This window comes from Prochlorococcus sp. MIT 1307 (assembly GCF_034092395.1).
GTDB lineage: Bacteria > Cyanobacteriota > Cyanobacteriia > PCC-6307 > Cyanobiaceae > AG-363-K07.
Window position 1 is genome coordinate 506,929 of the sequence record NZ_CP139301.1, and the last position, 21,068, is coordinate 527,996.

General features: G+C 33.5%; 26 protein-coding genes. 15 read left to right on the forward strand and 11 right to left on the reverse strand.

The window, feature by feature from the left end; all coding sequences use genetic code 11:
• The first annotated feature begins 1 nt into the window (after position 1).
• From urtC to SOI82_RS02680, 5 genes are all read left to right on the forward strand, one after another.
• Positions 2–1,129: an urea ABC transporter permease subunit UrtC gene (gene urtC, locus SOI82_RS02660; RefSeq protein ID WP_320667837.1), complete on the forward strand. Its 1,128-nt coding sequence runs from the start codon at positions 2–4 to the stop codon at positions 1,127–1,129.
• Complete coding sequence (urtD, locus tag SOI82_RS02665) at positions 1,126–1,878, forward strand: urea ABC transporter ATP-binding protein UrtD (protein ID WP_320667838.1); 753 nt, start codon at positions 1,126–1,128, stop codon at positions 1,876–1,878. Before urtC ends, urtD begins: the two co-directional genes overlap by 4 nt.
• The gene (gene urtE, locus SOI82_RS02670; RefSeq protein ID WP_320667839.1) at positions 1,878–2,585 is read left to right on the forward strand and encodes an urea ABC transporter ATP-binding subunit UrtE; all 708 of its coding nucleotides are present in this window, start codon (positions 1,878–1,880) and stop codon (positions 2,583–2,585) included. Before urtD ends, urtE begins: the two co-directional genes overlap by 1 nt.
• Before the next feature lie 365 nt (positions 2,586–2,950).
• Positions 2,951–3,163 (forward strand): hypothetical protein, encoded by a 213-nt coding sequence (locus SOI82_RS02675; RefSeq protein WP_320667840.1) that lies wholly within the window; start codon positions 2,951–2,953, stop codon positions 3,161–3,163.
• 26 nt (positions 3,164–3,189) lie between these two features.
• On the forward strand, positions 3,190–3,465 hold the full coding sequence (locus tag SOI82_RS02680) for a SemiSWEET transporter (RefSeq protein ID WP_320667841.1): 276 nt from the start codon (positions 3,190–3,192) through the stop codon (positions 3,463–3,465).
• Between the two features lie 13 nt (positions 3,466–3,478).
• Here the strand turns inward: SOI82_RS02680 and SOI82_RS02685 are convergent, their stop codons facing one another.
• Together SOI82_RS02685 and SOI82_RS02690 are read right to left on the reverse strand one after the other, a co-directional pair.
• A complete protein-coding gene (locus SOI82_RS02685; RefSeq protein ID WP_320667842.1) occupies positions 3,479–3,682 on the reverse strand; it encodes a hypothetical protein in 204 nt (67 codons plus the stop codon).
• A 306-nt stretch (positions 3,683–3,988) separates the two neighbouring features.
• Complete coding sequence (locus tag SOI82_RS02690; protein ID WP_320667843.1) at positions 3,989–4,600, reverse strand: methyltransferase domain-containing protein; 612 nt, start codon at positions 4,598–4,600, stop codon at positions 3,989–3,991.
• Positions 4,601–4,943: 343 nt separating this feature from the next.
• Here SOI82_RS02690 and SOI82_RS02695 point away from each other — a divergent pair, with 343 nt between their 5' ends.
• Positions 4,944–5,126 carry a Nif11 family protein gene (locus SOI82_RS02695; RefSeq protein WP_320667844.1) on the forward strand — a complete coding sequence of 61 codons (183 nt, stop codon included), beginning with the start codon at positions 4,944–4,946 and terminating at the stop codon, positions 5,124–5,126.
• A gap of 87 nt (positions 5,127–5,213) precedes the next feature.
• On the opposite strand, the gene SOI82_RS02700 is transcribed toward SOI82_RS02695, so the two are convergent.
• Positions 5,214–5,825 (reverse strand): DUF1543 domain-containing protein, encoded by a 612-nt coding sequence (locus SOI82_RS02700; protein WP_320667845.1) that lies wholly within the window; start codon positions 5,823–5,825, stop codon positions 5,214–5,216.
• Positions 5,826–6,509: 684 nt separating this feature from the next.
• Here SOI82_RS02700 and rpsU point away from each other — a divergent pair.
• Positions 6,510–6,680: a 30S ribosomal protein S21 gene (gene rpsU, locus SOI82_RS02705; protein WP_320667846.1), complete on the forward strand. Its 171-nt coding sequence runs from the start codon at positions 6,510–6,512 to the stop codon at positions 6,678–6,680.
• 70 nt (positions 6,681–6,750) lie between these two features.
• Here the strand turns inward: rpsU and SOI82_RS02710 are convergent, their stop codons facing one another.
• Together SOI82_RS02710 and SOI82_RS02715 are read right to left on the reverse strand one after the other, a co-directional pair.
• A complete protein-coding gene (locus SOI82_RS02710) occupies positions 6,751–6,945 on the reverse strand; it encodes a hypothetical protein (RefSeq protein WP_320667847.1) in 195 nt (64 codons plus the stop codon).
• A 1,082-nt stretch (positions 6,946–8,027) separates the two neighbouring features.
• Positions 8,028–8,255, reverse strand: a complete 228-nt coding sequence (locus tag SOI82_RS02715; RefSeq protein ID WP_320667848.1) for a hercynine metabolism small protein — start codon at positions 8,253–8,255, stop codon at positions 8,028–8,030.
• 395 nt (positions 8,256–8,650) lie between these two features.
• Between SOI82_RS02715 and SOI82_RS02720 the strand changes: the two genes are divergently transcribed.
• Complete coding sequence (locus tag SOI82_RS02720) at positions 8,651–8,788, forward strand: hypothetical protein (RefSeq protein ID WP_320667849.1); 138 nt, start codon at positions 8,651–8,653, stop codon at positions 8,786–8,788.
• A gap of 139 nt (positions 8,789–8,927) precedes the next feature.
• Here the strand turns inward: SOI82_RS02720 and SOI82_RS02725 are convergent, their stop codons facing one another.
• Positions 8,928–9,224, reverse strand: coding sequence for a hypothetical protein (locus SOI82_RS02725; RefSeq protein ID WP_320667850.1), 297 nt, complete (start codon positions 9,222–9,224; stop codon positions 8,928–8,930).
• A 286-nt stretch (positions 9,225–9,510) separates the two neighbouring features.
• On the opposite strand from SOI82_RS02725, the gene SOI82_RS02730 reads away from it, so the two are divergent.
• The 3 genes from SOI82_RS02730 (at position 9,511) to SOI82_RS02740 (ending at position 11,786) form a co-directional block, all read left to right on the forward strand.
• Positions 9,511–9,681: a hypothetical protein gene (locus SOI82_RS02730; protein WP_320667851.1), complete on the forward strand. Its 171-nt coding sequence runs from the start codon at positions 9,511–9,513 to the stop codon at positions 9,679–9,681.
• A 339-nt stretch (positions 9,682–10,020) separates the two neighbouring features.
• A complete protein-coding gene (locus SOI82_RS02735) occupies positions 10,021–10,386 on the forward strand; it encodes a DUF1499 domain-containing protein (protein ID WP_320667852.1) in 366 nt (121 codons plus the stop codon).
• 452 nt (positions 10,387–10,838) lie between these two features.
• Positions 10,839–11,786 (forward strand): hypothetical protein, encoded by a 948-nt coding sequence (locus SOI82_RS02740; RefSeq protein ID WP_320667853.1) that lies wholly within the window; start codon positions 10,839–10,841, stop codon positions 11,784–11,786.
• Between the two features lie 65 nt (positions 11,787–11,851).
• Here the strand turns inward: SOI82_RS02740 and rfbB are convergent, their stop codons facing one another.
• Positions 11,852–12,943, reverse strand: coding sequence for a dTDP-glucose 4,6-dehydratase (gene rfbB, locus SOI82_RS02745; RefSeq protein WP_320667854.1), 1,092 nt, complete (start codon positions 12,941–12,943; stop codon positions 11,852–11,854).
• A gap of 184 nt (positions 12,944–13,127) precedes the next feature.
• On the opposite strand from rfbB, the gene rfbA reads away from it, so the two are divergent.
• The 4 genes from rfbA to SOI82_RS02765 all read left to right on the forward strand — a co-directional run bounded on the left by rfbA (position 13,128) and on the right by SOI82_RS02765 (position 16,650).
• Entirely contained in the window at positions 13,128–14,018 is an 891-nt protein-coding gene (gene rfbA / locus SOI82_RS02750) for a glucose-1-phosphate thymidylyltransferase RfbA (RefSeq protein WP_320667855.1), read from the forward strand.
• 42 nt (positions 14,019–14,060) lie between these two features.
• Positions 14,061–15,056: an NAD-dependent epimerase/dehydratase family protein gene (locus SOI82_RS02755; protein WP_320667856.1), complete on the forward strand. Its 996-nt coding sequence runs from the start codon at positions 14,061–14,063 to the stop codon at positions 15,054–15,056.
• Positions 15,057–15,290: 234 nt separating this feature from the next.
• Positions 15,291–15,722: an FdtA/QdtA family cupin domain-containing protein gene (locus tag SOI82_RS02760; RefSeq protein WP_320667857.1), complete on the forward strand. Its 432-nt coding sequence runs from the start codon at positions 15,291–15,293 to the stop codon at positions 15,720–15,722.
• Positions 15,706–16,650 carry an SDR family oxidoreductase gene (locus SOI82_RS02765; RefSeq protein WP_320667858.1) on the forward strand — a complete coding sequence of 315 codons (945 nt, stop codon included), beginning with the start codon at positions 15,706–15,708 and terminating at the stop codon, positions 16,648–16,650. The genes SOI82_RS02760 and SOI82_RS02765 overlap by 17 nt, the downstream gene beginning before the upstream one ends.
• Before the next feature lie 96 nt (positions 16,651–16,746).
• On the opposite strand, the gene SOI82_RS02770 is transcribed toward SOI82_RS02765, so the two are convergent.
• The 4 genes from SOI82_RS02770 to SOI82_RS02785 form a co-directional block, all read right to left on the reverse strand.
• On the reverse strand, positions 16,747–17,859 hold the full coding sequence (locus SOI82_RS02770) for a DegT/DnrJ/EryC1/StrS family aminotransferase (protein WP_320667859.1): 1,113 nt from the start codon (positions 17,857–17,859) through the stop codon (positions 16,747–16,749).
• Positions 17,856–19,091, reverse strand: coding sequence for a class I SAM-dependent methyltransferase (locus SOI82_RS02775; RefSeq protein WP_320667860.1), 1,236 nt, complete (start codon positions 19,089–19,091; stop codon positions 17,856–17,858). The genes SOI82_RS02770 and SOI82_RS02775 overlap by 4 nt, the downstream gene beginning before the upstream one ends.
• 129 nt (positions 19,092–19,220) lie before the next feature.
• A complete protein-coding gene (locus tag SOI82_RS02780) occupies positions 19,221–19,697 on the reverse strand; it encodes a dTDP-4-dehydrorhamnose 3,5-epimerase family protein (protein ID WP_320667861.1) in 477 nt (158 codons plus the stop codon).
• A gap of 250 nt (positions 19,698–19,947) precedes the next feature.
• Positions 19,948–20,829 (reverse strand): hypothetical protein, encoded by an 882-nt coding sequence (locus SOI82_RS02785; RefSeq protein ID WP_320667862.1) that lies wholly within the window; start codon positions 20,827–20,829, stop codon positions 19,948–19,950.
• Positions 20,830–21,068: the final 239 nt, after the last annotated feature.

Sequence of the window (21,068 nt, forward strand, 5' to 3'; positions counted from 1 at the left end):
TATGAAAACTTCTTCCACAAATCGACGTTGGATCTCTTTGGCTATATGGGTTTTGATCATTTCTGCAATAATTTCAGCGCCTGCATTATTACCTGTATTTCGTCTGAACTTACTAGGTAGATACCTCTCTCTAGCAATAGTTGCTCTAGGTGTTGATTTAATTTGGGGTTTTGCAGGTCTACTTAGCCTGGGACAAGGAATATTTTTTGCACTAGGAGGCTATTGTGCTGCAATGTTTCTGCAATTGAACAGTTCAGCAGAACAGCCAAATGGGATACCTGAGTTCTTTGGACTTTATGGCGTACAAAAATTGCCCTTTTTCTGGGAACCTTTCAATTCTCCAATATTCACACTTATAGCAATTTGGTTAATACCTGCTTTGGTGGCTGGCTTACTTGGTTATTTGGTTTTTCGAAATCGTATTAAAGGGGTTTATTTCTCAATTCTCACCCAAGCAGCGCTTTTAGTATTTTTCAATTTTTTTAATGGTCAACAGAAACTCATTAATGGGACCAATGGCCTAAAAACAGATATCACCCAACTCTTCGGTCAAATGGTTGGATCTGATTCAGTGCAGCGTTGGTTTTTCTGGCTTACAGCTCTTCTCGTAATCTTGGCTTGGTTCTTTGCTCGCTGGATAGTCAGAGATAGTTTTGGACATATATTGATCGGGATCCGAGATGACGAATCCAGGATACGTTTTACTGGCTACAACCCAACATTCTTCAAAACAATCGTATTTGCCATCGCAGGCGGACTGGCAGGAATTTCAGGAGCTCTCTACACAGTGCAATCTGGAATAGTTTCTCCTCAATTCATGACAGTGCCATTCTCAATTGAAATGGTCATTTGGGTTGCAGTCGGTGGTAGAGGAACTCTAATAGGAGCAATTCTTGGAGCAGTATGCATTAACTACGCTAAAAGTCTTGTTAGTGAAGCTTTACCAGCTAGTTGGATGTTTATTCAGGGCGGTTTATTTATTCTAGTTGTCACAGCTTTACCTGAAGGTGTTCTGGGCTGGTTGCAAAGTGATGGCCCCAAAAATCTACTTTCTAGATTGGGAATTGCACGCCCACTTGGTACTTACCCAAGCCTCGAGGCTGAAGGAAAGCAAGAAGTGAAGCCATGAGCATACCTTTACTAGAACTACAACAAATTTCCGTAAGCTTTGAAGGGTTTCTAGCACTTAATGACCTGAACCTTTCTCTTCAAAAAGGAGAGTTAAGAGCAGTTATTGGACCAAATGGAGCAGGAAAGACAACTTTCTTAGATGTTATTACAGGAAAAGTAACGCCAACATCAGGAGATGTTCTTTTCAAAGGCAGTTCAATAATCGGAAAACATGAACATCACATTGCAAGGCTTGGAGTTGGAAGAAAATTCCAAAGCCCACGCATTTTTAAAAACTTGACGGTCTACCAAAATCTTGCATTGGCAATCAATAAACCTAAAAAGCCATTACCCCTACTATTTCGGAGTAAAAGTAAAAAAAATCATGACCAGATTCATCATTTAATGAGCATTGTCAATCTGCAATCAAAAGTAAATCTCTATGCTGGTTCCCTTTCTCACGGTCAAAAACAATGGCTAGAAATTGCCATGCTTGTTGGTCAAAATCCTGACATGCTGTTAGTAGATGAACCAGTTGCTGGGCTTACTGATGAGGAAACAGAACTTACTGCAGACCTGCTGAAATCTCTTGCAGGCGATCACACTATCCTAGTAATAGATCATGACATGGAATTTATCCGTCGCCTGGATAGCCCTGTAACTGTTTTACATCAGGGCAATGTTCTTTGCGAAGGTTCAATGCAATCAATTCAGAACGACCCTCAAGTAATAGAAGTTTATTTAGGTCGTCCAGAAGGAATTAATTGATGACACTTCTTGAAGCGCGAGGCCTAAATACTTACTACGGAGAAAGCCATATCCTCCGAGATATAGATCTTTCAGTACGCCATGGAGAAATGGTCTGTTTGATTGGCAGAAATGGCGTAGGTAAAACAACTTTCCTAAAATCCTTAATTGGACTATTAAATCCGAGGAGGGGAGAAATCATTTTTGAAAGTAAATCCATAAACAGAAAAGCACCGCATCAACGTGCTCGTGCTGGTATTGGTTATGTCCCACAAGGTCGTGAAATTATTCCTCAGTTAACTGTGGAAGAAAACCTATTAATTGGAATGGAAGCTTTGGTAGGAGGTCTAAATCAAAACAGAAAGATTGATCCATTTGTTTATGAACTCTTTCCTATTCTTCAGGAATTTCTAACTCGGAAAGGCGGAGATCTAAGTGGAGGTCAACAACAACAGCTTGCGATTGCAAGAGCTTTGCTAGGAAGGCCAAAGTTACTTTTACTTGATGAACCAACTGAAGGTATACAACCAAATATAGTTCAAGATATTGAATCTGCAGTCAAGAGAATCATTCATGAAAGAGGTATTGGTGTATTACTTGTAGAACAACATCTTCATTTTGTACGCCAAGCTGACCGTTATTACGCAATGCAACGAGGAGGGATTGTTGCAACTGGACAAACAATAGATCTAAGTCAAGCAGTTATCGATCAATTCCTTAGTGTTTAAATGACCTGAAAGTAAAGACCTTTCGAAATGTATTGTCTTCAAATAAGCAATAAGCGCCACACCCCCCAGGTTTTATTTAATTAACCAGAAAGTTTAATCAAGCTAAGTTCCACGATTTAAATATAATTAGCTTATAAAGTCTTGAAATTCATAGATTATTAAAATCCTCTTGCATTTTTAAAATAGTCATATATTGTCAGTGAAATTGAAGGATGACTGTGGACAAAGAGCAGATCAACCTGACAAACTCAAAAATCCGACTAGCTCTCAGAAGAAACGACTCAAGAAGCGTTTATGAATCGACATGTCAATTATGCAGAGGAAATCAAAAGAAATCTGACCAACTAGCAAAGTGGTTTTCTGATGTGGCAATTAGCTGCAAAAGGAAAGACCAAATCACGATTCAAATTGCAATGATGAGAATGTGGCAATTAGGCAATATGGATATAAAACAAGTTTCAGAAGAAGGAGTACCAATTTTTATTTTAACGGCGACAGGAATAGAGAAAATTAATCAAACAGAAAAAGAGAAATGGTTTGAGGTTCTACTTTGGGATACTCAAAAACAAATTGTCTAGTCCAATAAAAGCATCTCTATAGCCTAATGATTGATATTATCAATAAAGCAGAGTTATACGGTTATATTGCAGCATTACTCACTACAATTGCCTTTTTACCGCAACTAATAAGAACTTTTAGAACTAAATCAGCAGATGATGTCTCGTTGTTAATGCTCGTCATATTTATAATAGGTCTATTATTTTGGATTTTATATGGTTGGCAATCCAAAGCATTTCCAGTGTTAATAGCCAACCTCGTGACACTGATCCTTAACTGTTCAATTCTTTTACTAAAATTGGTATATCGAACAAGAGCTTAAGAAGATAGCCCGATCAATCATCAAACTCTATTTTAGGCTTCTTTTTGACCTTTCCTGCTAGTAGTTGATATAGAGCATCTAGGGAGTTGTAGACCTCCTTAAGCTCGGTAAGCTCTGGCAAGAGACCATCTTCGCTAAGCATCTGATCCAAATCCCGAAGCTCTTGGCGGATATATCGTAAATGAGAACTGACTTCTTCTCTCTTGCTGGTGGACATTGATACGTAATATGGGTTTTTTTAGGTTAGTCAGGAATCAACTCAAAACCTATGAATAGTATGGATTCCAATAAGAAATTGGAAAAATTACTGCCGAGCATCAGGTATTAGTAACAACAAGCAGGAATAATAGAACTAAAACCAGATCAAGGAAGCCTAAAGATTTTATACCTTTAAAGGCACTCACCCATTTATTAGCAACCTAAATCACAAACAGCTGAAGGTAAAGAGTAGTTTGCTAAATAGATGTAGAGCTTGGCGAGAGAATCTTTCACTAATAACTTAAAAATCCTTAATTGGATTTTGCTATTTTATACCAATAACAGAAAAGAATGGATCATTATGCATACCTAATATAGAAAATATTCCATTTGATTTTGATTCCTTAATTACTACATCAACTGAAGTCCAGGAGTTTGATATCAAAACATCACTTACATAGTTAATATGATCAGAGCTAGAACCTTCCTTCCAAACCAATGGAGCTTTAGTCCAAAAAGCTCGATTGGAAAATGAAACTATTAATTTACCTTGTGGTGATAAAATCCGTCTAATCTCTACAGCAACTTCCTCAGGGTATTGAAGATACTGCCAAGCTGCGACCATCAAGCAAACATCTATAGAAGAATCATCTAAGGGTAGTTTCTGATCTCTATTCAGATCCTGAAGCCAAAAAGAGTCCAACCTATTATTTTTCTCTAGTTCTATTCGATTTAAACCATGCCCTATAACTCTTTTATATTTAATACCTTGAGGAAGATGGCTAACCCAACTGCTCATTAGATCTAGGACTACTGAATCTTGAGATATCTGTTCTGCGTATAGATTGGTTAGGAGAGAACGAAAGGTTTCATCAAGATGGTGAACGAAACGGGGTTGAGCATAAAAAAAAGAATCATCATTGTTATCCTCCTTCATCCTTTGATAATCTTCTAGTATTTTCTTTGCAGTCATAAATATGGAGGGTATGAGGCCCAAGGATTAAATTCTATAATACTCTACTAAAACTACATTCAATGAATTATAAATAGCTAAAAGGAAAAACAGAAAACATAAAATTTAAAGTTATTCCATCTTAAAGTGAAGTAACTTTTAAAGCAATAGATTTTAATACAAAATCAAGAAAGTTCTAGGCCTATATTAGAAGATAAAATATATTAAAAATCTATACATGAATTGGTCAAAAGACAACTAAAAGTAATTTCAATAGATAGGCTATTCATCTAAACATTAAGATGCTTCGGAAGGGGTTTTATTTTCAATGTCAGAGGAAGAGCTTTCACGCTTCATTAAAAAGGTAAAAGATCTAAATGATCTAGTAAAATCCTTAGAAAAAATACCAAGTCGGAAAGCGCTACTAGCATCATGCAAGAATCACAAAGAGGTCATTATTCTGGCAAAAAGTTGGGGTTACAACATTGGAAGGAGGTGGGGTGATGAATAGAAAAACAAAGCCTATATTCTGGAGCAAATAAAAATATCATGAATAAAATGTATATAAAAAATATCAATATATTTTGTTAATTATATCTCAACTAAAAGGCAATCTATCTGGGTCCTGGCTATCAATTCTTAGGAATCCAAACCAATCTGGTACAAATTTTTGAGAGCGTAACAAGCTATCCTTTCTTAACTTAATGCTCCAATTACCAATGCTATTTAATAAGTGGCAATCATCTATAGAAATAATGCTAGAGCAATCATCGGTATGTTGTTGGATTGACTTCCTAAGGAACTTTGCTCTAGCAATTCTTTTTGCCTCTAAGGCCGAACTTGCTACCACTAATCCAAATTCATGTTGCTCTAAAAGTTGATTTTTATTATATCCTCCTATATTTACAAACCAAAGTTTATTTGATTTAATTGTTGACTTTAAAAAATTATTATTCTTTTTCAAAGGATCACCTGGGGGCTGATTTCTACTTATAAAAATCTCATAACCGTCTATATATTTAATCTCAAGATAACTATCGATATGAAGTCCTTGCTGGCTCCCAAACCATTCGTCACGAAGTTGTTGAAATGTATCATCTATTTTCGTTCCAACCACCCAACGAACATCATGTAGCTCAACATTACTAGACTTGGACCTGCCGCCTAAAACAACAAGATATAACTTGTATTTTTCCACATTTGCAAACATATACAAAAGAAAAGAATCATTAAAAATTTATATGTAAACTTTTAATGAAGTACCAATTAAATAGTAGATATTATCTCATAAGCTGAAATATATTATAATTGAAAATATTATTAAGTTACCAATGTATATATTAAAATCTTTTAGCTGGAACGAAGAATGTGGTCAATGGAATTTGGGTGTTCATGAACAAATTTAATTGTCTCCATAGCAACTTGCCGAGCTTCAAAAGAATCATTTGCATAGGCACAGAATTCGCACCTATTTCTTTGACCATCGCGATAGCTGATGGTGTAACCGTGGCGGCTCATTAGCCCAGCCATTCAAGTGATTAAATAAATCTTTGCTCAGCACCAGGAACAATTGCCACAAATTTTTTAATTGGTGAGGGTATCAACAATAAGCAATTCTTTAACAGCTTTACAACAAGCTATAGAGCTTTAGAAAATTTTGTGCCATACCAAGACTTTTCAGCGCCCCATTCTGATTTTTGGTCGGATTGAAAGCGATTTCAGATCTCACCTTTAAAGGAAAGATCGTTTTCATGATTTGAGGTTCATTGTGGGTTGGAGGCTCTTTTTCAGCTAGAAATTTGTACGTAGATGACCAATCAAGGCTTGATTTTTTTTATGGTCTTTGCCTTGTGCTTATCTCTTGGTAAATTGCTTCTTTCGAGGTTTTATTTTTTTGACTCAGGTTACCGTCGGAGAAATTGAGGGTATTGAATCTGCTCTCCGACGCTTTAAGCGTCAGGTTTCTAAAGCTGGAATTTTTGCTGATTTCAAGCGACTGCGTCATCATGAGACGCCTATTGAAAAATACAAAAGAAAACTTCAGCACTTTCCTAAAACGAGTTAGCGAAATTTCTACTTTATGGAATATTTGGAATTATTGATAATTAATTTATCGTAAGTAGCTTAAATTCTACTCAAAAACCTTTTCCTTTAAAATCACTTTTAGGTAATCGATCGCCCTTAATTTTTTTCTTATCAAGTTCTTTCTTAAAATAATACAGTATACCAAAAATAAGAAGAAATAGAAATATTATCATGACCCAGACAACCAAACTAGTAGTTGCAGACATTCCATTTAGTTCAAGTGCAGAGGAAAAAGAAGAGTCCATTAGGTAGCTTGGGGTTATTGGGCTAAAAGTAAGAAATTAATCTTTTTTGCTTTTGTAAAGGCTTTTGTATTGTATCCATTAACTGAAGAAACGACGGTTTATTTAGAGTTTTACTATAATTTAGTAAAGGAGATATAGCAAAGGATCTAACGCTATAAAATATAATAATTGGGTAAAATCTAGAGTTGTAATGATAAATAGATGAAGTATAAATACATAAAATCAAGAAATAATGGTATTTAATCCTAAATAGTTTGACGACTCAAAAATTAACTTATAGAGAAAATAGAATTACCATCTAATTCACTCATGAAGAGTACTAATAGGGCATTCATAACTTATCTAACCTAAAGAGATATTCCCCTAAGGAGAGCTTATGAACAAGGTAGTTGTAACATTATAAATCTATATCTCCAGGATAACAATAATCTAAATTCAAATCATCCTAAAGATAATGGTGAGCATTTATTCATATACTTAAAACATTAAGGCAAAAAATAGAGTGCTTCATAAGAACAATTTTATTTTAAAACCCTATATTCAAAGGGAAAGATGCCAGTAGGAAGTTTAACCTGTGAAGGGGAGGGCAGCTAAACAAGCATTTAGACAATAAGGTTAAGACCTGTAAACTGATATGTATCAAAAGTCACTTAAGATTTCTTAGCTATATCCTATATATTAGGTATACCCAATACAGAATATCAATGTCGTATGAACCTGGAAGTCCTGAATGCCGATCTCTAATTGAGGCTAAGGACAATATATTAAATGCTATGAAGACACTTGGAAGTGTTGAAAAAGCAAATCACATTAGAAGCCAGTTACTAGAAATATATAACGAGTTAGAAGGCTTACACGAATTAAGAAGAGTCGCAGAAAAAAATAATACATAAAGGTCAAGAATAATATTTTACAGTTATTGAACCCCCTAGAGAACCAAGCGATTTATCTATAAGACAAATATAATAATATTTACCTTAGGAAAGTTGGATAATTTATTGATAGAAAGAGAGTTACATGCTAAGAAATCTTGAAATTATTTAATCAAAAAATATTTTTATTCTATAAGTAAAAGACTTATTTCAATTCATCTTGGATGTTTTTGATTCAATCCCTTCCTGCAGAGGGAGAAGAGCTCCATCTCTAGAAATTAATAATAACTGAGTCAGTTTTGCCAAAACCCCGTCACCAAAGCCCATATCATTTAATTGGTCAAATGTATTGAGGTAAAGTTCCTCTATTTGTTCAATTAAACCTAAGCGGACTCGTCTTACTGCTTGGCGTTGTTCCTCGCCATAGATTCTAGGCATTGATTTGAAAAGATATAGGTATCTACTTTTAACAAACAAATGATAACTATGCTTGTATAGTTATATTTTATTCAAGGTTTTTAAATAAATCGTTTTGGTGGGCTATAGGTACAACTCTTTATATCAATCGATTAATTGGAGGTGAGTAAGTTGCTTTGGTACATTAAGTTATAGTTTTACAGACACTCCTTTAAAGACTAATAATCTTTTGAGCAAATAAAATCAAAAGTAAGTGACAAGATACACCTAGGGATTTGTTAAGGCTATAGAAAGCTGATTGCATTGATTTTTTTTTCGTACAGGTCTATACAAAAGTCACTTGTGCTGATCTCAACATTGAAGTATGTGAAGCCATCAAAAACTAACTAGGTTTTACATAACAAAATTATAGAGCAATGCTTACTACAACAGATCCTTACGTCGATTCCCTTGGTAATGAACCAATTGAGATTTTTGGCTTTACGACAGAAGAAGAGCTTGACATAGCTCTGCGCCCATTAATGCAGGAGCTAAAAGAGAATTTACAAGTTTAAAGCAAAATACAAAGTTCAAATAAACTATCCAGATTTTAACTAGTGAGTAATAATTAAAGAAACTATATAATAAGTAGATATTTATTTAATTTTAATCTAAAGTTAATATTTGAATATGAAATCAAAAAGCAATAACTTGCTACTCCTGATAAGATTCACCATTAATAATACAATAGTCGAATGCAAATAACTTCAATTTATCTGGCATTTCCTTCCACTTTAAATCCTCTAATTCGGCTATTGCTTCTTCTTCTAAATTTTCTTTTTTAGCATATTCGATCATCATATTGAACCACTCATCAGATTCTGGGTCCAAAAAAAATGCTTTTTGATTTTGATCAAAAAAGTTTATCTTGCCCTTATTTGTGTTAGCAAGCTCAGCGAGGTTTTTGTAATAACTGACGTCGCCTGTGAACATTGAACTTGAGGTATACAATAAGATTATATTTGCTAATGCTTCTCAAGAGGGCGAATAGATTGAATTGTGTTTATATCAAATTAATATGTTCTATCAGGGCATTTTGCTAATAGTTGATAAAGAAATTACTACGCTTTTGAATATTCGATAATTTTAGACTACTTAATCCTCTTTTAACCATTCTCTATACCATTGTCGATCGTCAAGCCATCTAATAAGTGGCCAGTTAATTAAGGTTGAAGCAAGAAAGGTTAAAGGAAAGTAAGCTAAATTATTATTATACAATAATTTATTGCAACTGATTTTGAAATCATTTCTACTGGCTAAAGGAATAGAGGGCTTGTCAGAAAGTGAATTACAAATATTTTCAGATTTTAAAGGATTGCTGAGGAGAAATATTAGTAGAGGAATTGAAGAAATTATTCCTGCATTTATAAGGGCCCTCCTAGAGGACATTTTGGTTCTCATAATTTAACTCCAACTTCTTGAAAAAAATGTAATAAAGATCATGGTTGGTCAAAAATTAAAATTGATTGTATTCATATATTATATAAAAAACCTCTGATAGAACTCTTAGAATTAATCTTCTTATCATGTAAATTAATAAATATAAATTAAACCTTCTGCCCAAGCAACACATCCAATATATACTATAGAGCATAACTACAGAAATTTCCATGTGGAAAAGGCCGGCCTTGACTAATAATGTTCACGAGTGTTAGTGCAATAATTTCACTTTTCTTCGTAAAATAGTTACTGCTTTCTTTATATTTTATTAATGGCTAGATTCTTTCCTTACATTCTAAGCCTAATCTTGCTTAGTGTAAGCAGTAATACAGATCTATTAGATTTAAGCAGTAATGAACTTCCAGAATGCTTTGTAATTACTCATTGTGTTCGTGTTAATTTAGAGGTCCCTGACCTAAACCGTTCATTCAAACAAGCAAAAGATATCATTGAGAAAACTCCAAGAACTAAAATAATCAAGCAAAGCGATTCCTACATTCACGCCGAGTCAACAACCAAATTAATGCATTACGTTGATGATCTAGAGGTAAAGGCTATACAAGAAAAAAAGCTTCTTCAAATCAGATCAGAGTCCAGAATTGGATTAGGAGACATGGGAGCCAACAAAAAACGCGTAGATCTATTAACTTATAGCTTAACAAGCAATAACTAATAAATATTTAACTAAAATAAACTTAAAGCCTTATTAAGCCTGAATTCAAAAGAAGAAATAAATACTAATTAGAGTGCTCCGGACAAAACGTTCACTATAAGAATCATCTTTGTTTATATATAATTAATTCTATATAATATTCTTAATAACCGTTTTATTTTAATTAAACCTGTTGCCAAAGTACCTAGACTTAAATTCCTTATAGTTCTTCTTTGTAAATATTTAATTAACATGCTCCTAAGCAATATATAATGCTCTTATTAACACACCACTGAAGCATTAGACATGTTTACAAGCAAGGTAAATCAATGAAAATGATTACCCTCTTAAAATCTATTATAGGATTTCTATTATTTGTTCCTTACCTAATTATATTCTATATAAGAGTTATCTTTATTCTACTAATTCCTAGGAAACGGAACATCTTAATCATCAAAGGTAGCCTACGAAGATTGGACTGTGTTTGTCCCGAGCGTAATAATTTTATCTATCTAAGAAAGAATTATGTATTACTTTTTATCCCAGAAGATCATCCTGCATATTTTTTTATAAATATTACTTCCTATCTCATTGAAATTGTTTTTAGTTCCAGAGCTCTTACCGTAATTTCAGATCGAAAGGAAGATTCAAGGCGCTGGATGTACAGCTTAATGTGGAATCATATTGAGGAATTAGAAGGTTCAGAAGAAAGAATTATCCTACCTATTGACGATATTACTTCCCCAATAGATAAACAGCCTCTAAGGATATATTTACCCCTTCTAACGAATTGTACTAATGCAAAAAAGACTTCCTTAGCCCCTCATCCAGTATATATTGGCAGAGTTTTTACTCATCTTAATATTGAAGATGTCAGTCAAGATGCCTTAGTAAAAGACAAAACTTCTTTTGTTATAAATAAGAATATCTCTGATTTTGTTCTTAAAAGAAATATTACCAGACTCTTTTTTGCTAGATCTCTTAAAAATTATTATGGGGAAACATTTGGTTTATATGGTAAAGGTTGGTCTAATTATGGCTTACAATCTGAAAGACTTGGTATGTTAAAACATAAAAGACATAATGTTTATTCTCAAGGAGGTATCTGTGTCGATTTTTTAAGTCAGCATGGGAATAATTGTTTATATGAAAGAACAATCGATATAATTAATTCTGGTGCTATTTTAGTACAAAGGAAATCTTATGATTCTGAGCATGTTTTTGGTAAAGAGTTCTCAGACAAACTTTGTTGGGATTCTTTAGAAGAGCTAATAGACATAATAGATTCAATCATGAATAATGGCTTGGAATATTATTCTCACCTTCTAAGTTTAGGAAAGTCCAATATCAAAATATATCAAGAGAAGCGCAATTCAGAGTGTGTGGAGAAATGTATAAGTAGGTTATCAACTGAAAAATAATTATTTCTTATGACCACTATAAATCTAATTATATTAACATATTTGGCAATGTTTTCCTTTAATCCTTATCTTAAACCTATTCTTTCTCCTTTATAGTTTGATTTCTTCTTCATCAAACTGCACCAGTCTAAATTAGATAGATACCATTGAACTGTAGCTTCAATTCCTTGCTTAAATCCATATTTAGGTTTCCACCCAATCTCTCTAAGAATTCTCTCTGGGTTAATAGCATAACGTCTATCATGTCCAGGTCGATCTTCTACGTAACTAATATATTCTGAATGTGGTGCATATTTTGGTCTTAACAAATCAAGCACTCCGCAAATACTTTCTACTATCTCTAGGTTAGTTTTTTCGTTTAAGCCTCCTATACAATAATTCCTTCCGACCTCTCCTTTATCAATTACTTGAATTAATGCTTCAACATGATCTTCAACAAATAACCAATCACGAATATTTTTACCATCTCCATATATAGGGATATTTTCTTTTGAAAAAGCTTTTAAAATAACCATAGGTATAAGCTTTTCAGGAAATTGCCAAGGACCATAATTATTACTGCAGTTTGTTCTAATCAAAGGTAATCCATATGTATGAAACCATGAATTGACAAGATGATCACTAGAGGCTTTAGTCGCAGAATAAGGGCTTCGAGGGTCATAAGAACTATTCTCTGAAAAATAACCCTTATGCTCTAATGAGCCATAAACTTCATCAGTACTTATATGAAGCATTAGAAACTCTCTTTGTCGCTGAGTTGGCAAATTTTCCCAATGCTTCAGTAATGCTTGTAAGAGATTAAATGTCCCAATAATATTACTTTCTACAAACTGCAAAGGACTACTAATAGAACGATCAACATGACTTTCAGCTGCCAGGTGAATTACCAGGTCAGGATCCGCAAAAGAAACTGCCGTTGAGGTGGATTTTGAATCTGCAAGATTTACTCTCAAATGTTTATGTCTACCTTCAGCAGATTCCCCCAGTGTTCTAAGGACTTGATTTATTCCATGAAGGTCACTTGCATAACCCATCTTATCAAGGTTGAAAATCTCTACGGAAGTGTCCATCAACAGTCGTCGAATCAGAGTTCCACCAATGAAACCTGCGCCTCCAGTGATAAGGACCTTCTTAGTTGAATCAGCAGAAAGACACATTATGAAGTAAAGAGTTTTTGAGATTGATCCATAACAACGAACTTCGCAATTGAAACTAGAGTTACAGGTTTAAAAGATTGTTGTCTTAATTTCGAGTAAATAAATTTAAGCAAATAAATTTTAATTCTAGTCATATCTACGATATTGTGAAATCATTGATGCAATAGCTATTGATACTGGATTAATGCCTTTAGCGCGAAAAGGGATTTTGCTTGCCGGCGGGACTGGATCAAGACTGCTTCCAATCACTAATGCTGTAAGTAAGCAACTTATGCCTGTATATGACAAGCCAATGATTTACTACCCTTTAAGCACACTCATGCTATCGGGTATACGTGAGGTATTAATTATTTCCACGCCTCAAGATCAATCCTGCTTTAAACGACTTCTAGGGGATGGAAGTGCTTGGGGAATGAGTATTTCATATCAAATCCAGCCAAATCCTGAAGGTCTTGCTCAAGCTTTTTTAATTGGAGCTGAATTCCTAGATAACTCTCCCTCAGCGTTGATTCTTGGAGACAACATATTTCACGGTAATGACCTCATTAATCAACTCCAAGAAGCTAATGCTCGTAAAAGAGGCGGTACTGTTTTTGCTTACCCTGTAAGTGATCCAGAAAGATATGGGGTTGTGGAATTTGACGCCAAAGGTTCTGCCCTAAGCATTCAAGAAAAACCCAAGTCACCTAGAAGTCGCTATGCAGTTACAGGTTTATATTTCTACGACAACAATGTAGTGGAATTGGCTAAGAATGTTCGTCCCTCAGAACGAGGGGAGCTAGAAATCACATGTATCAATGAAGCTTATCTTGAAAAAGGTTTGTTAAATGTTGAAGTTATGGGTCGTGGAATGGCTTGGCTAGACACAGGAACATTTGATTCGCTTCATCAAGCAGGGTCTTATATTCGAACATTAGAACAGCGTCAAGGATTGAAAGTGGGCTGCCCAGAAGAAATTGCTTGGAGAAAAGGATGGATTAATGACAAGCAGCTTGAAGACTTAGCATCCTCACTACTAAAAAGTGGGTATGGAGATTACCTAATACAGGTACTTAGTCATGCGACATTAGAGTAAACAAACAAAGAAGCTAAAAGTACTCTCACTTAGGAGGTGAAAATGAACTCAACTGAAAATTGGTTTAAAGATAAGAATGTATTAATTACTGGTGCCTCCGGCTATCTAGCATCAGCAATTTGTGAAAGGTTATATAAAATTGCTAACTCTATAATTAGGATTTCACGAGGTAGCTTAAAGCCAAAAGAAAATTGTACCGACATAAAGTTAAATATTAGATACCTTGAAACATGGCTGCAAGTTTTACCTGACGTGGATATTATTTTTCATCTCTCTGCCCAAACAAGTATATACAAGGCTGCTAAAGACCCCGAAGTAGATCTAATTGCTAACTTCACTCCTATGACCAAGCTAATAGAAGCTTGCAGAAAATTAAAAGTGTCTCCATTCATTGTGTTTGCTGGATCATCAACTGAAATAGGTATACCAAATTATAATCCAGTCGATGAAAGTCACTTGGAAGCTCCAATAACATTTTATGATCTCCATAAATTACTATCGGAGAAACTATTAGAAGGTAATATTCGACAAGGTATAGCAAATGGGACAACATTAAGATTACCGAATATCTATGGTCCTGGCCCTACATCAAGTAGTTCTGATCGTGGTGTATTAAATTCGATGGTTCTTAAGGCACTAGGGAATAAGCCGTTAACAGTATATGGAGAAGGTAAAAGCATTAGAGACTATTTATATATTGATGATGTAGTAGATGCCTTTATAGCTTGTGGAAAAAATCAGGCAAAGTTAAATGGAAAACATTTTATTCTTGGGACTGAAAGAGGCATAAGCATTTACGAATCGTTTAAACTAATAGCAGTACATGTAAAGGAGATTACAGGGGTTGATGTAGAAGTAAAGAAGATAGAAGAACCAGAAAGTCTTTCTGTTATAGAAAGTCGCTCGTTTATAGCCAATACAACTGCCTTTAAAGAAGCTACTTTGTGGGAACCACAAGTCACTTTCGAAACAGGAATAAATAAAACTATAAGACACTTCATCGCTATAGAAAACAAAAATCAACCTCAGCCAATATAAATAAATGATTGTTTATTCGATTCATATCTAAATCGTATTATTATTCATTTACTTAACTCCTAACAAGCTAGAATAAAATTAATAATATTTTATGCTTCAAAGGTTTATAATATAGAAAGAAGAAAATCAAGAAAAGACAGGTATGCTAAATATTTAATATAATATCTTTTTTTTGTTTTTTTTTATCCAGTAAATGCTAGGTTGATAAAATCTAAATAAACTTATTAATTTAGCATGAATAAACCTTTACTGATTAGAAGAGTCAAAGAGTGCAATTTACCTATTAGTAAAAATTATACTGGTGATTTAATATTTATTGAAGAGCTTAGCCAAGTTCCTTTTAAAATACAAAGAGTATTTTTCGTAAGGGCAAATGAACAAAGCAGTCGAGGTAATCATGCACACTACGAATGCTCCCAGTTTTTGATATGCATAAACGGTAAAATTGAGGTTACATGTGACGATGGAATTAGCAAGGCGAAGTATGGATTGGATACTTTTAACAAAGGGCTACTAATTCCTCCTATGATCTGGGCAAGCCAACATTACATAGCTAAAGATAGTATTTTAGCCGTGCTTTGTAACATGAAATACGACGAGTGCGACTACATCCATGACTATGATATATTTAAGAAAACAATATTAACAAATGAAAGTTCTAATTAGCGGTGGGTTAGGGCATATAGGTTCTTCATTAATTAGAGAATTACCCAAATATCTAAATAATCTTGAAATAGTAATAGTAGATAATATGCTCACTCAAAGATATTCATCATTATTTCATTTACCTTGCATCGGTGATTTTAATTTTATAGAAGGAGATATAAAATGTTTGGACATAGATGAGGTTCTTGATGATATAGATGTTGTTATTCATTTAGCTGCTATAACCGACGCAGCAGGTAGTTTTGAGAAAGCGAAAGAAGTCGAGGAAAATAATTTCAAATCTACAGAAAAATTGGTAGAGGCTTGTACTAGAAAGAAAGCAAAACTTATTACACTCTCTTCTACAAGTGTTTATGGCACACAAAAAGATCAAGTTGACGAGAATTGTCCCAAGGATGATTTACAACCACAAAGTCCCTATGCAGAGACAAAGCTAAAAGAAGAGAGCCTAGTTCGAGAATGGGTAATTAATCATGGCCTAGAATCAATAACACTTAGGTTTGGAACAATTTTTGGTGCTTCTAGAGGGATGCGATTTCATACAGCTGTAAACAAGTTTTGTTGGCAAGCTTCACTTGGAAAACCAATTACAGTTTGGAGAACTGCCTTAAATCAAAAAAGGCCATACTTAGATTTATTAGATGCTACTTCAGCTATCGTTCATATAATTCAAAATAATTTATTTGATGGAGAATTATATAATGTTGTAACTAAAAATGCTACAGTTCAAGATATAATAGACGAAATATCACTGGTTCATAGTAACTTAGAAATTGAGTACGTAGATAACAAAATAATGAATCAACTTTCATATAATGTATCAAGTGAGAAGTTCAGAAATACAGGCTTTGAAGTGAGAGGTAGTCTAAGGAGAGGGATAAGAGAAACCCTTGATCTATTAAAACAATCATGTTCTTTAAAAGATTAAAAAAGATATAAAGCGATGTTGATTTAGTTAGTTGATGCAAAGAAAATCCTATTAGAAATAAAAGCCACGATCAATTTAAATACAAGATATTTGAATCTAATTAACTGATTTAGTGAAAAATTCTCTAATTGAATCAGTCACATAATTAAGCTTTTGTAGTGATAGTTCTGGGTATATTGGAAGAGATAAGATTTCATTTGCTAGAAGTTCTGTAGTACTCATATCATTCGAAGTAGAAATATTATCAATAAATATAGATTGCTTGTGAATAGGTATGGGGTAATGAATACCAGCAAGAATATTCTTATCGAAAAGATATTTTTTTAATTTATCGCGTTTATTTGACCTAACAACATACAAATGGTATACATGATCATCATTATCTGTATTGGGTAAGATTAAATCGAGATTTTGTAAATTCGACTTATATGTTTTTGCTAAATCTCTTCTAAGTATATTGTTTGCCTCTAAATATTTTAATTTAACCCTAAGTATGGCTGCCTGTATCTCATCTATCCGTGAATTTCTTCCAAAAGCTGAGCTATTAGCTCTATCCTTCCAACCATATTGTCTAATGGCTCTTAATTTATCGGCAAGCACTGCTGAATTGGTCGAAATCAGGCCTGCATCACCAATACCACCAAGATTTTTAGTGGGATAACAACTAAAACACCCAGCTATACCAACAGTTCCAACATATGCTCCTGACTTGGTTTTCAGTCCATGAGCCTGAGCACAATCTTCTATCAAATATAATTTGTTGTCATTACATATTTGCTTTATTTTGTTAAGGTTTGCAGATCTTCCGTAAATATGAACAGGAATAACGGCCTTTGTCCGTTTAGTAATCTTTTCATTAATTAGGTCTGTATTAATAGTAAAAGATTCGCTTTTGATATCAACTAGAATCGGTTTCGCTCCAGCAGATTGTATGGCAGATACAGTTGCAACAGCTGTATGAGAAACTGTTATCACTTCATCTCCGTGGCCAATATCCAAAGCCCTAAGAACCAACTCTATTGCATCTGTTCCGTTAGCAACTCCAATAACATGATTACAATTTAAAAAAGCAGAATATTCCTGCTCTAAAGATTGTACCTGATCAGAAAGAATATAATTCCCACTAAAAAGTACATCTCTTATTGCTGCATCTATTTCTAACCTATATTTATCGTATTGAGCTAATGGGTCAGAGCAAAGAACCTTCATAATATCCTTGGCTGAGGAACATTCAATATCCACTTTCCACCAGCATCAATAAAGGACTTTTCCTTGTTTAGTATTTCGTCTAAATGATTCCAAGCCAATAAGAATGCATAGTCAGGTGGGTTTTCCAAGAAATGACTATGAGGATAGATTGGTATATGCATGCCGGGGGAGTATTTCCCTTGTTTTATGGGCGTGGTATCGCAAATATAATCAAGGTATTGAGATCCTACTTTGCAGTAATTAAGTATTGTTGTACTTTTAGAAGTGGCGGCATATCCTGCAATTGTCTTTCCATTTGATTTAATTTCCTTTAATATACTAATAAGCTTTTCCTTTGATTGCTTAATATTTTCAGAAAATTCATGCAAGCTAATCATGTTATCAAGTCCAATTGACCTTTCTTCTTCTATTATATTGCCTACTATTGGTTGAATTTCATATTGATCTTTGTGGGCTATAACATATCTCATCGAGCCACCATGTGTACTTTGAGGTTGTAGATCAACAAGCTCAAAGTCAAACCTATTAAATAGATTCTGTACGGAGATAGCAGAGAACAAATATACATGTTCATCATAAATCTGATCATAACTAGTTTTTTTAATAACATCACCCAAGTAAGGGTCTTCAAAAATTAATACGCCTTGGTCTTTAATTAAAGTTTTAAGTCCTGCCACTATATTAAGAATGTTAGGAATATGGCACATTACATTTGCTGACATAACAATATCAGCTTTACCATTTGTTTGAACAATTTTCATAGCTAATTTCTCTGAGAAGAATTCACTTATAGTATTTATGCCTTTTTTATTTGCTACATCAGCAACATTAGTAGATGGTTCTATTCCTAGATGCGATATACCGTCTGCTGCAAAATTACCAAGTAAAATGCCATCATTACAGCCAATTTCTACTACAAATGGGTTATCTGATGAATAATAGGAGGAATTTATAATATATCTATAAAATTCCTGAAAGTGTTTTTTCATTGCTGTTGAGGTGCTAGAAAAAAATGCATACTCCCTATGAAACATTTTTTCTGGTTCTGGTTGCTCAAATAACTGAACCATTTGACTATTTTGATTAAACCCCAATTTCATATTAAAAAAATATTCATCCTGGAAATCTTCCTTAGTTAAGAAACCATTTCCCAATGGCTGTAGGCCAAAATCTATTATTTCTTCTAAAGGATCGCCTGAGATCCTACAATTTATTGGGTTATGGTTATTCATTGAGAAAAGTTCTTTATGTCATCATCATACCTGAGCAAGCAAAATCAGAAGAAGGAATTAAACCCAATATAGAAAAATATAGCAATAAAAGAAGCTAGAAGATTAAATTAATGAAAAACATCAGACCTATTACTTATATTTAAGATTCCAATTAAAATTTATTTCTTTAGTGTTGGGATCTAATCTAAGTTCATCTTCAAGATCATATTGTCCACTGGTCATATAAATTACCTGACAACTTTCTCCAATATTGCGATAGCCATGATAAACGCCTGGTGGAAAACCGTATATCATTGGGGAATCATTATCACCACAAATGAAAGAATAAACTTTATTGAAGCTAGATGAATCATTACGTTTGTCCACTAATGCAACTAGTAAATTTCCTTTGACAACGTAAGTCCATTGATATTGATAAGCGTGCGCATGCCAAGCCTTTATAACTCCTGGATAAACCTCGCTATGACTAATTTGGGCTATTGTAATCGGCTGTTGATTTTGATTAAAGGGTAATCTCAAAACCTCCCTAAAAAAGCCTCTATAATCATGATGTGTTTTGAGTTTAAGAATATTTACTCCTTCAAAAAGGTCTAAATCTTCCGACATATGTATAATATTTATTAGCCTAATTGTACAACAGGTTTATATTTGAACAAGGTAATTTTACTTATTTTAACAAGGTAGAAGTATGAAATCAGGCAAATCTATATGGTATTTTAGTTTGTCTTTATAATCAATATATGGAACGTGTAAATACAAATTATAAAACAAATTAATAGGTCCTAAACTATATAATTGTTTAATTTAAGCAGCTGAGCAAAAAATTATTATAGTAAAACCAGAATTAAAGAATACATTATCTATAAAGCTTAGAAGCGCGGCTTGAAAATAATTGTGGAGGTATTATATCTATATTAGAAGGTTTAGATTTCCATGCATCTAAAGTGGGGTCTATTTGAATTTTAGCTCCAAATGCTGATATGGCAAATTCAATAGTTAAAACCTGTCGATAATTTGAAATTGCCCTGCCATCTCTGTGCAAGCCTGATGTATCAGCGATAAAAATTGAGCCAACCTCTCCGGTTGCAAAAACAGGGCTTGATTTATTATCTAGATCTTGAAATCGTTTATCTTTATAATATTTACCAGCCCGCCCTCTATGAGTGTGGGGTAAATATTCAAAAGGACCTTGCATTGTATTAACATCATCTAGGTTAATAAAGATTTTAAGAAATGAAATCCAATCCATATCATAATGGTATGATTGAGCTGTATAAGAGTAAAGCTGTTCCGAATAATTGCTCTTAGATATTGGAACTACATACCAGCTAGATAAAGAAGTAATAATTGCTTCACAACCTAAATACGAAGATGCGATGCTATGTAATTTCATTTCATTTATTAATTGCCATACTTCTGGCATAGAAATAATATTTAAATCAAAATGATTGTATCTTGGTACCTGATATATACCATCCTTTATAATTTCTTGAAAGGAACTATATTTCTTTTTTGTCTGATTAGGTGTTGCCTCATAGACAGGAAGTGTAATTGAATTTTCGCTTATCTTTTTTACAAGTCTAATCGATTCCTCATTTGAGCTGATTCTTACATATCCAAATTTCTTTATATTGTCAACAAGTGCTAATTGAGATTTTTTATTTTTATATATCATTCTAAATGGTATTGATAAGAGTATATTACTTAATCCATTAGTTAAACTATAAAGAAGTCTCATATAGTTGTAACTTAAAAACAAAGGAGTGTGATTATCCGAACAAATACTATTAAAATAATCAATCAAGAATATAGGCAGATAAAGTAATAAATAAAAGATACGTTTCAGAAAGTGCATAAGCAACATTGTTTGCATAAGCCAACACAATATATGTTACTGGTTTTCTAACCTTGAGCAAGTTAATGTAAATAAAATATTAATTGAACTTAGGCATTTTAAAATTAGACTTTGGTATGTGA